This is a genomic window from Streptomyces sp. ISL-36, from assembly GCF_018614205.1.
GTDB lineage: Bacteria > Actinomycetota > Actinomycetes > Streptomycetales > Streptomycetaceae > Streptomyces.
This window is the reverse complement of record NZ_JAGGOS010000121.1, coordinates 1-10,008: the sequence shown is the minus strand read 5'-3', so window position 1 is coordinate 10,008 and position 10,008 is coordinate 1. Positions and strand designations below refer to the sequence as shown.

General features: G+C 72.3%; 8 protein-coding genes and 1 pseudogene. 6 read left to right on the top strand and 3 right to left on the bottom strand.

Annotated features, from left to right (window positions below):
• Positions 1-457: 457 nt before the first annotated feature.
• The 3 genes from J7E93_RS28590 (at position 458) to J7E93_RS28580 (ending at position 3,167) form a co-directional block, all read left to right on the top strand.
• Positions 458-1,279: a glycerophosphodiester phosphodiesterase gene (locus J7E93_RS28590; protein WP_215072890.1), complete on the top strand. Its 822-nt coding sequence runs from the start codon at positions 458-460 to the stop codon at positions 1,277-1,279.
• 73 nt (positions 1,280-1,352) lie between these two features.
• Complete coding sequence (locus J7E93_RS28585; RefSeq protein ID WP_215072889.1) at positions 1,353-1,955, top strand: ATP-binding protein; 603 nt, start codon at positions 1,353-1,355, stop codon at positions 1,953-1,955.
• Between the two features lie 243 nt (positions 1,956-2,198).
• On the top strand, positions 2,199-3,167 hold the full coding sequence (locus J7E93_RS28580; protein ID WP_215072888.1) for a DUF5926 family protein: 969 nt from the start codon (positions 2,199-2,201) through the stop codon (positions 3,165-3,167).
• 212 nt (positions 3,168-3,379) lie between these two features.
• Here the strand turns inward: J7E93_RS28580 and J7E93_RS28575 are convergent, their stop codons facing one another.
• Positions 3,380-4,009 carry a hypothetical protein gene (locus tag J7E93_RS28575; protein WP_215072887.1) on the bottom strand — a complete coding sequence of 210 codons (630 nt, stop codon included), beginning with the start codon at positions 4,007-4,009 and terminating at the stop codon, positions 3,380-3,382.
• A 344-nt stretch (positions 4,010-4,353) separates the two neighbouring features.
• Positions 4,354-5,034, bottom strand: coding sequence for a bifunctional DNA primase/polymerase (locus J7E93_RS28570; protein ID WP_215072886.1), 681 nt, complete (start codon positions 5,032-5,034; stop codon positions 4,354-4,356).
• 381 nt (positions 5,035-5,415) lie between these two features.
• Here J7E93_RS28570 and J7E93_RS28565 point away from each other — a divergent pair, with 381 nt between their 5' ends.
• A complete protein-coding gene (locus J7E93_RS28565; RefSeq protein WP_215072891.1) occupies positions 5,416-6,969 on the top strand; it encodes a PP2C family protein-serine/threonine phosphatase in 1,554 nt (517 codons plus the stop codon).
• 103 nt (positions 6,970-7,072) lie between these two features.
• Entirely contained in the window at positions 7,073-8,533 is a 1,461-nt protein-coding gene (locus tag J7E93_RS28560; protein WP_215072885.1) for an aminopeptidase P family protein, read from the top strand.
• 219 nt (positions 8,534-8,752) lie between these two features.
• Here J7E93_RS28560 and J7E93_RS28555 read toward each other — a convergent pair whose 3' ends face one another.
• On the bottom strand, positions 8,753-9,253 hold the full coding sequence (locus tag J7E93_RS28555) for an ATP-binding protein (RefSeq protein ID WP_215072884.1): 501 nt from the start codon (positions 9,251-9,253) through the stop codon (positions 8,753-8,755).
• Between the two features lie 204 nt (positions 9,254-9,457).
• On the opposite strand from J7E93_RS28555, the pseudogene J7E93_RS28550 reads away from it, so the two are divergent.
• Positions 9,458-10,008: pseudogene (locus tag J7E93_RS28550) on the top strand (hypothetical protein); the annotation flags it as partial.

Below are 10,008 nucleotides of genomic sequence, written 5' to 3'. Positions count from 1 at the left end.
CTGGCACGGCGGGCGGAGGCGGGGGCCAGCCGCCGGCGGCCCCGGTGGCGCCTGTGGCGCCGGCAGCACCCACGGGGGCCTCCGCGGGGGGTGTGACAGGCAGCGGCGCGGTGGCGGGCTCGGACCGGGGGGAGTGCCCGGGCGCCGCCTCCGGCACCGCTGCCGGCTCAGATGCGTCCACCGGCGACGCAGGCGGTACGGGAGGGGTGGGAGGCGCGGGAGGGGCGGACGGGGCACTCGGGTCCGCCGGAACCGCCGGGCCCTCGTTCTCGGTGCTCACAGCTCTCTCCTCGTTCACTGCACAAGTGGATGCCATCGTCAGGGTGCTGCGCACAGCTTTTCCCACAGGGCGTCAGGCCACTGTAAGGCGGAGCTGTGCATCCGCACCCCATTCTTTATTTACGGACAGAACGGACGCGATCCGGTACGGCCGCCCCGCCAATGGCACCATGACGCGGTGACCCACGCACGGCAGCACACCAACCGCGTCCCCGTTCAGGTCGTCGCCCACCGCGGCGCCTCGGAGGACGCCCCGGAGCACACCCTGGCCGCCTACGTGAAAGCCATCGAGGACGGCGCCGACGCCCTGGAGTGCGATGTCCGGCTCACCGCCGACGGCCACCTCGTCTGCGTCCACGACCGGCGCGTCAACCGCACCTCCAACGGCCGCGGCGCCGTCTCCGCCCTGGAGCTCGCGGACCTCGCCGCCCTCGACTTCGGCACCTGGAGGGGCCGCGAGGAGGCGGGCGAGAGCCCGGACTGGAAGGACTCCGGACTCACCTCCGTACTCACCCTGGAGCGCCTGCTGGAGCTGGTCTCCGACGCCGGGCGGCGCGTCGAGCTGGCCATCGAGACCAAGCATCCGACCCGCTGGGCGGGCCAGGTCGAGGAGCGGCTGCTCCAGCTGCTCCAGCGCTTCGGCCTCGCCGAGCCCGCGGCCCCCGAGGAGTCCCCGGTCCGCGTCATGAGTTTCTCGCCCCGCTCCCTGAACCGGATCGCGGCCGCCGCGCCGACCCTCCCCACCGTCTCCCTGACACAGTTCCTCACCCCACGGCTGCGCGACGGGCGGCTCCCGGCGGGGGCGCGGATCGCCGGACCGTCGATCCGCATCGTCCGCCACCACCCCACCGTGATCATGCGGCTCCAGAAGGCCGGACATCAGGTCCATGTATGGACGGTGGACGATCCGGAGGACGTCGAGCTGTGCGAGCGGCTCGGCGTCGACGCGATCATCACGAACCGGCCGAAGCAGGTCCTGTCCCAGTTGGGTCGCCTTTGACCCGTTCTCCCCTCCCGTCTCGGGCCTCACAGGGAGTGCACCGGCGCGTTCGGCGCGTACTCGATCGTCACGAGTGCGTCACCGGACGTTGATTGGCCGGTTTCCGGTCCAGGCCATTGGGGCATCCACACCGTGGCGTGGGGCAAAGGAGGTCTCGGGGGTGGCGTTGGTGGTGGCACAGGAGGTGCCCACGTCGTCGAGCATGGCCGTACCCCATGGCCCTGCGGGCGTGGGTGAGGCGCGACACCGTATGCGGGAGCAGTTGAGCCGCAGCGGCATGTCGGAATCGGTCGTCGACGATGCGGTACTGATCCTTTCCGAGCTGCTCAGCAATGCCTGCCGGCACGGCAGGCCGCTGGGACGGGCGGACGTGGGCGACGGGGATGTCCGTGCGGCCTGGCGAATCGACCCGTCGGGCGGCCTGACGGTCGAGGTGACGGACGGCGGTGGGCCGACCCGGCCTGTTCCGTCGACGCCCTCGGTCACCGCACGCGGCGGCCGTGGGCTGAATATCATCAGCGCGCTGGCTCAGGACTGGGGTGTACGGGACAGCGCGGCCGGCGAGGTCACGGTCTGGGTGGTCGTCACCGAGGGCCATCGCCGCGAGGACTTCGCGGCCAGGGTCGGCGGCGGCTCCGGCTTCGAGTTCCTGGACGCGTACGACGACCTCGACTGAAGCCGGCAGCGTACGGGTCCGCGGGTCGGCGGCGGACCCGGAGGGCGGCCCGGGTTCGGAAGTGGCACAGCGCGGGCGACGGCGAGAGCGAGAGCGACAGGGCCGCGGCGGGGCGGGGCGCGTACGACTCTCCCGGCCTGACCCCTCCATCGCCTTCGTACGGCTAGGCTCGCCCGACACAGAGCGGTGCACGGAGCACTGCCCTGCACCACAGCACCGCCGCTATCGGGAGAAAGCCACACCATGGCCAAGAAGCGCCCCCAGACGAAGGCCGCCAAGGCACAGGTCACGAGCGGGGAGATCCCGGTCGTCGGTGCGCGCGAGCCGTGCCCGTGCGGTTCGGGCCGCCGCTACAAGGCGTGTCACGGCCGGGCCGCCGCGCACGCCGTGACCGAGCTGGTCCAGCGCCCCTTCGAGGGCCTGCCGGGCGAGTGCGACTGGGTCGCGCTGCGCGAACTGGTGCCCGCCGCGACCGTCCCGCTCACCCTGAAGGACGGGCTGCCCGAGGGCGTGCCGTCCGTGACGCTCGCGACGGTGCTGCCGATGGCATGGCCGGCGCTGCGCCGCGACGACGGCTCCGTCCTGCTCGCGCTGCAGAACGACTCCACCTCCGGCGACCTCGCACGCGATCTCGCCGACACCCTCCAGCGCGCCCTGGAGGCGGAGCCCGGCACCCCGGTCGCCGCCCGCCGCGTGCCGGCCGAGGGCCCGCGCCTGCAGGACCTGCTCGACCCGGAGGGCGATTTCGCGCCGGTCGTGCACGCCGGCTTCGAATTCTGGATTCCGGAGTCCGCCGACAACTCCAACCCCGAGGTCGCGGCCTCTCTGGAGCGTGCCAACGCGGCCGCCATTCCCACCGTCAAGCTGACCGGCGTGGGCTCCGCGTACTGGTGCGAGACCCCGGAGAAGAACCACCTGCGCTGGGTCATGCCGCACCCCGAGGAGAAGCTGCTCGACGCGCTCGCCCGCCTGCACGCCGCCGGCACCTCCACGCTCGGCGACGACACCCGTCTCGTCGGCTCCTTCCGTGCGCACGGCCTGATGGTGCCCGTGTGGGATCTGCCGACGTCGATGGGTGCCGAGGAGTGCGAGAAGCCTGCCGCCGAGTTCGCCGAGCGACTGGCCGCCGCCCTCGCCTCCGACGCCCCGCTCACGCCGGAGGAGCGCCGGGCCCGCGGTGGTCTCACCAACCGTCAGGTCACGCTCAGCTGACCCCCGGGACGGCCGTGGCGGCTGACAGACCGACCAGTCGGTGACATCCGCCACAACCCCCCGATCGGCCAGGTAAATCCCTGTCCGAATTACCGAGATCGAATTTGCGAACAGCAGATCTCTTGTTACGGTTCTAGAAGCCCGGTCGCTGGTGCATCCCCCGTCGCCAGCGACCGGGTCTTCTCATGCCCGGACGGATCCCGTCCCGAGGCTCAACTGCCGCCCGTGGAAACCATGTTGCTCCCGGATCGCAGCAGCAGCGGCGTACTGTCGCCCTCTCCCGCACCCGCGAATTCCGCGACCGCGGAATATGCCGAAACCGCACCGCGGGCGCGTTCCCGGGGCGTCTCGCAGGCCCCCGGTTCATCCTGTGCCGTGACCGAGCAACGCACTTGTACGGTCCGCCCGCCGGGACCCATGAGAGTGAGTACGGCGTCGAGCCGCTGGCCGGTGGCGTTGCGGTAGTACGTCCGCGCCCACGTGTCCGGGCCCTCCGTGAGGACACAGGTCTGTGCCTCGATGCCGTCGGGGGATGTCAGTTCGGGGCCGCAGTGCGAGGCCCGGTCGGAGGGTTCCGTGGCGGAGGACGGAGACGGCGAACCGGCCGGGGTTTCCGCACCGGCGGCCGTACGCGTGTCCTCACCCTCGCGCAGGCCGAGCCCCGGGAGCAGACCTCCGTCGGTCTCGGTCTCGGTCTCGGCCCCGGCTCCGGCCCCGGTCTTGGCGTCGGTCCTCGCGTCGTCGCCGCGGACCGGTCCTTCCGCCTGGCCCGCCAGGGCGACCAAGGGCAGGAGCGTGGCGCACACCACGGCCGCCCCGAGCCCGATCATGCGGAGATTCATGGGACCCACCTGCCCGGCTGGCTGCGACTCGTGAACGGTGGGCCGAAGATATCGGCGTATCGGGGGCGGGGGGCGCGGCGCGCGCCCGTTTGCCGTGCAAGTCGGGCTGCGTCACACCCGTACGGGTGACAAGCACAAGCCAGCCCCACCGACAACCCGCGGTTGTCACCACCGGTCCCGCCGACCCGCCCCCCGGTCCCGTCACCCCGCCGACCTCCCGCCGACCCGACGCCGGTCCCGTCACCCCGCCACCGGTCCCGCCACCGCCCGACCTCGGATCCTGCTCCCGGATACCGATCCCGGACCCTGGAGACCCGGACCCGGACACCCAGCTCCCGTGCGCGTCAGTACGCGAGTCTGCTGCCGCCCTCGGGCGCGCCCGTGCTCGCCTCGACCAGGGCGTCCACCACCGCCTCCACGTCCGGAAGCCACGGGCTCGCCGAGCCCGTGAGCGGCGCCCGTTCCCAGCGCACCTGGCCCGTCCCCGCCACCGACGGTGGCAGCAGCAGATAGCCGCCCTCGCCGTGGAAGCGCAGCGAACTGGGCACGCTGTCCTTGGCGTAGAGAAGTTCGCCGAGCTGTTCGAGGCTGTACGGGGCGACCAGCAGCGACCAACGGGTCGGCGTCGCCACCACCGGGCCGAGCCGCATGCCCATCGCGTCCAGTGCGGTCAGGGCGCGCGCGCCCGCCACGGCCGGCAGGCTCACCGCGCACGGCGCGCCGCCTCCGGTGGCCAGGACGATCGGGGCGTCCGGGCGCCGGGTCCACCACCAGCGGATCATGCGCTCGTCGGTGGTGGCCGCGAGCAGTCCGGGGTCGAAGGGGTGCGCCCCTGGAACGACGCACTCCGGGTCGGGGCAGGCGCAGCCGGTCCCTCTGGTCGTACGGGTCGTCGCCTTCAGCCCCACACCGGGCAGTACGGGCCAGCCCCACTCGGTGGCGCAGGTGAGCGCCGCGTCGAGCTGGACGGCCCTCTCCTTGCGCCGGAACCGGAGCCTGCGTCGCCTTCCGAGGATCTCGCGCATGAGCGCTCGTTCCTTTCCGTTGAACGCCGAATCCACATCACACCAGGTGCAGATCACTTCACTGTGCGTATCAGCGCGTACAAGGTCGGCGGTTCACCGCCCCGTGCGGTGGGGCGGGAGGGGCCGAGCTGAGGCTCGTCGTCCACTCGAGGAGCGCGGCCTGCGGCGGTGAGGACGCCCAGGCACCCTGCCAGGTTCCGGGGCTGTTGCGACTGCCCCTGGCCATCACCGTCTACGTACCCATCACGTTCAAATCAACGCGCCTTCAAACGACGCCAGTCGACCGCGAAAGGTGCACGACGGGGGCAATTTTCGGCCAACTTGGCCTGCAGTTCAACCCCTCTGCGAAACCCCACAGACACCACAAGTCCCGTGGGGACAATGCTGGACATCCCTCCTCTTGTGCGTGTACATGTGGATGCATGGATAGCGGCGCAGAATGACATGGGGGTTTGCGATGCTATTGCGCGAAACGCACCGGTCGGAAGGCCGATTGACATGAGCGCCCCGCACCTGCCGAAAGTGGCTGGAATCGATTCCACGGTTCCCTCTCCCGCGCACACTGCCGCCCCGGTCGCGCCCGCCACCCCGCCCCCGGCGCCCCTCCCGGGCTTCCCCGGGGCCCTGATCCAGGACCGTCTGGCCGGCTGGGTCTCCGACCTCACCACCCTCCATGAACTCACCGAGTCCCTGATCAGGACCGGTTCGCTCGACGAAGCACTGCGTGAGGTGCTGCGCGCCGGCGCCGCCCTCGTCGGCGCGCGCCGCGGCATGGTCGTCCTGGAACCCGCCGACGGCCTCGGCCCCTCCTCCACCGTCGGCCTCGGCCTCGCCCACGCGGAGCTCGGCACCATCGAGACCGTCCCGCGGAGCGCCACCTCCTACGGCCGCATCCTCGAAGGCCTTCCCGACCCGGCCGACCCGCGCGACCCGGGAGCGGTCCGCGACCCGACCGCCGTCCCCGGCCCGATCGCCGTCCCCGACCTGCTCGGTGTGGCGGATCTCGACCCGCGCCACCGCGAGGTCGCCGCCCGGCTCGGCTACGCCGCCAGCTACGCCCTTCCCCTCGCCACCGAGGCCGCCGGGAGACTCGGCGCCGCCGTCTGGCTGTACGACGAGCCCGCCGAACCCGCCGAGCGCCAGCGCCACCTCGTCGGTCTCTACGGCCGGTACGCCACCGAGCACCTCGCCCGCCTCCTGGAACTGGAGCGCGCCCGTGCCCGGGTGGCCACCGTCGCCGAGGAGTTGCTGCCCAGCCGGCTCCCCCGCGTCCCCGGCGTCCAGCTCGCCGCCCGCCACCGCACCGGCCCCCAGGGCGGTGGCGACTGGTACGACGCCCTCCCCCTGCCCGAGGGCGCCCTGGGCCTCGCCGTCGGTTCCGTCTCCGGGAGCGGGCCCAGCGCGCTCGCCGCCATGGGACGGCTCCGCGCCTCCCTGCGGGCGTACGCGGTCATGGAGGGCGAGGATCCCGTCGCCGTCCTCTCCGACCTGGAACTCCTGCTCCGGCTGACCGAGCCCGCCCGCTCGGCGACCGCGCTCTTCGCCTACTCCGAGCCGAAGCAACGCAAGATCGTCCTGGCCGGTGCGGGGCACACCCCGCCGCTGATCATCGGCGACGGCCGCACCGAGTTCGTCGAGACGTCGCTCTCGGCCCCCCTCGGGATGCTCGCCTGCTGGGAGGCGCCCAGCGTCGAGATCGCACCCGCGCCCGGAGAAACGGTGCTGCTCTACACCGACGGGCTGCTGCGCCGGACCGGCGACCCCATCGACCGGGCCTTCGCCCGCCTGCACGCGGCCGCCGCGAGCGTGCCGAAGGCGGACCGCAGCGACCCCGGGGCCATCGCCGACCACATCCTGCGGACGATGCTGCCCGACGACCTCGACACCGCCGTCGACGGGGAGGACGTGGTCCTGCTCGCCGCCCGGTTCGAGTGAGCGCCAGGTGACTCAGCGGTAATGGGTCTTTTGACCCTGGGCCCCCTTCCGTACGACCGTACGATGGTGGGGGTTCAGTGTCGTACCAAGAGGAGGCAGACCCGTGGCCGAGGAGCTCACGCCGGAGACCCCGGAAGAGACTGAAGAGCCGATCAAGCAGCGCAAGAACGGCCTGTACCAGGGCGTCTCCGACGAGCTGGCCGAGAACATGAAGTCGGGCTGGGCCGACACCGAACTGCACGGGCTCACGCCGATCGCACAGGCCGCCCACACCGCGGCCCGCCGCGCCGCGCTCTCCGCGCGCTTCCCCGGCGAGCGTCTGGTGATCCCCGCGGGCAACCTGAAGACCCGCTCGAACGACACCGAGTACAGCTTCCGCGCCTCCACCGAGTACGCCTACCTCACCGGCGACCAGACGCAGGACGGCGTTCTCGTCCTGGAGCCGCTCAAGTCCGGTGGCCACAAGGCGACGATCTACCTGCTCCCGCGCTCCAACCGCGAGAACGGCGAATTCTGGCTCGACGGCCAGGGCGAGCTCTGGGTCGGCCGCCGGCACTCCCTGGCCGAGGCCGAGCAGCTGCTGGGCATCCCCGCCAAGGACGTCCGCGAGCTGACCGCCGCCCTCGCGGAGGCGACCGGCCCCGTCCGCAACCTCCGCGGTCATGACGCCTCCGTCGACGCGGCCCTGACCGACAAGGTCACCGCCGAGCGGGACGAGGAGCTGCGCGTCCACCTCTCCGAGGCCCGTCTCGTCAAGGACGAGTTCGAGATCGCCGAGCTCCAGAAGGCCTGCGACGCCACCGCCCGCGGCTTCGAGGACGTCGTCAAGGTCCTCGACAAGGCCGAGGCGACCAGCGAGCGCTACATCGAGGGCACGTTCTTCCTGCGCGCCCGCGTCGAGGGCAACGACATCGGCTACGGCTCGATCTGCGCCGCCGGCCCGCACGCCACCACCCTGCACTGGGTGCGCAACGACGGCCCGGTCCGCTCCGGCGACCTGCTGCTGCTCGACGCCGGCGTGGAGACCAACGAGCTCTACACCGCCGACGTGACCCGCACCCTGCCGATCAACGGCCGGTACACCGAGCTCCAGCGCAAGATCTACGACGCCGTCTACGAGGCTCAGGAGGCCGGTATCGCCGCGGTGAAGCCCGGCGCCGCCTACCGCGACTTCCACGACGCCGCCCAGCGCGTGCTCGCCGAGAAGCTCGTCGAGTGGGGCCTGATCGAGGGTCCGGTCGAGCGCGTCCTGGAGCTGGGCCTCCAGCGCCGCTGGACCCTGCACGGCACCGGCCACATGCTCGGCATGGACGTCCACGACTGCGCCGCCGCGCGCACCGAGGCGTACGTCGACACGACGCTGGAGCCGGGCATGTGCCTGACCGTCGAGCCGGGTCTGTACTTCCAGGCCGACGACCTGACCGTGCCGGAGGAGTACCGGGGCATCGGCGTCCGGATCGAGGACGACATCCTCGTCACGGAGGACGGCAACCGGAACCTGTCGGACTCGCTGCCGCGCCGCGCGGACGAGGTCGAGGCGTGGATGGCCGGCCTCAAGGGCTGACCGCCTCCGTACCGCCTTCGGTCCCTGCGGGGACCACCGGAAGGGCCCCCGCCGACTCGTACCGGCGGGGGCCTTTTCCGTATCCACGGGCCGTCGGAGGGCGCGCTCCAGACACGGGCCGTCGGACAGGGCGCGCTCCAGACACGGCTCGTCAGACATACGTCGTCAGGCATACGTCGTCAGGCATACGTCGTCAGGCCGGGCTCGTCGGACAGGGCCTCAGGTCAGCGCGAGGGGAGGACCCCCCACTCCCCAGGGCGTCGGGGGCGCGTCCGCCCGCCACTTGACGATCTTGTCGAAGCTGACGACGGCGCCGCCCCGGCCCGTTCTGTTGCCGAACTGGACATGATCGGCCAGCTCTTCGATGAGCCGCAGCCCACGCCCGTGCTCGGCATCCGGAGCGGCCCGCCGTACGGCGGTCGCCGCCCCCGCGAAAGCCCCGTTGCCCGCGGGAAAGCCGGGTCCTGAATCGGCCACCTCGATACGGCAGGTCTCGCCGTCCAGGTAGGCGGTGACGCGGTACGCCTCCGAGGCCTCGCCGGTGCCCAGGTCGCCGCCGTGCTCGACGGCGTTGGCACACGCCTCGGTCAGGGCGATCGACAGCTCGAACGACACGTCCGGATCGACACCCGCCGTCTCCATCGTGCCGAGGAGAAGCCGCCGGGCGAGCGGAACGCTCGCAGCCTCGCGCCGCAAATGGAGAGACCACCAGATGCTCATGCTCCAGCCTCCTGGCTGCGGCTCGACATACGGATACCTATTGCCGCGAGGAGGGGTCCGTAAGCCCCTCGGTGGGACAAGACCGCTCATTCGGCGGATGCACCGATACCGCACGCCGGTGTATGACCGACCCGAAGGCACCAAAGGTGATCTTCCGGACCTGCCGTACGGCGTCGACGGGCCTGGTGCGATGATGGCCCCGCCATGTCTGCCCCCGCGCTCGCGCCACGCCTGCTGAGGGCCGCGGTGTTCACCGCGGTCTGCGTCGTGCTGTCCGCGCTGGGCCACGCCCTCGCCGCCTGCGCCGGAATCGCCCTGTGGACGCTGGTGGCCGGCTTCCTCGGAGTCTTCGCGATCACCGTGCTCTTCGCGGGACGCGGCCGCTCGCTGCCCGTCATCGTGGGCGCGCTGACCGTCGGACAGCTCGGACTGCACGCCCTGTTCGGGCTCGGGCAGCGCTCGCTCGCAGCGGGCGGCCCGGGCCGCGGGGGCCTGGGCAGCGGGGGCTTGGGCCACGAGGCCGACGAGGCACTGATCCGGATGGCCGCCAAGCTGGTCTGCGGCGCGGGCGCCGCGGCGATCAGCCCGGCCGACGCGACCCGGATCATCACCGACGCGGGCCTCGACCCGGCCGACGCCGCCGCCCAGGCACACGGCCACGCGCACGCCGCTGCCGCGGCACCGCAGGCCGCGGGCCTCGTGCCCGACCTGCCCATGCTGCTCGGCCACCTGCTCGCCGCGCTCGCCACCGGCTG

Coding starts and splice junctions, on each gene's coding strand:
- J7E93_RS28575 (WP_215072887.1), bottom strand. CDS start 4,009: ATGAATCTCCGCATGATCGGGCTCGGGGCGGCCGTGGTGTGCGCCACG.
- J7E93_RS28570 (WP_215072886.1), bottom strand. CDS start 5,034: ATGCGCGAGATCCTCGGAAGGCGACGCAGGCTCCGGTTCCGGCGCAAG.
- J7E93_RS28565 (WP_215072891.1), top strand. CDS start 5,416: ATGCTGGACATCCCTCCTCTTGTGCGTGTACATGTGGATGCATGGATA.
- J7E93_RS28580 (WP_215072888.1), top strand. CDS start 2,199: ATGGCCAAGAAGCGCCCCCAGACGAAGGCCGCCAAGGCACAGGTCACG.
- J7E93_RS28555 (WP_215072884.1), bottom strand. CDS start 9,253: ATGAGCATCTGGTGGTCTCTCCATTTGCGGCGCGAGGCTGCGAGCGTT.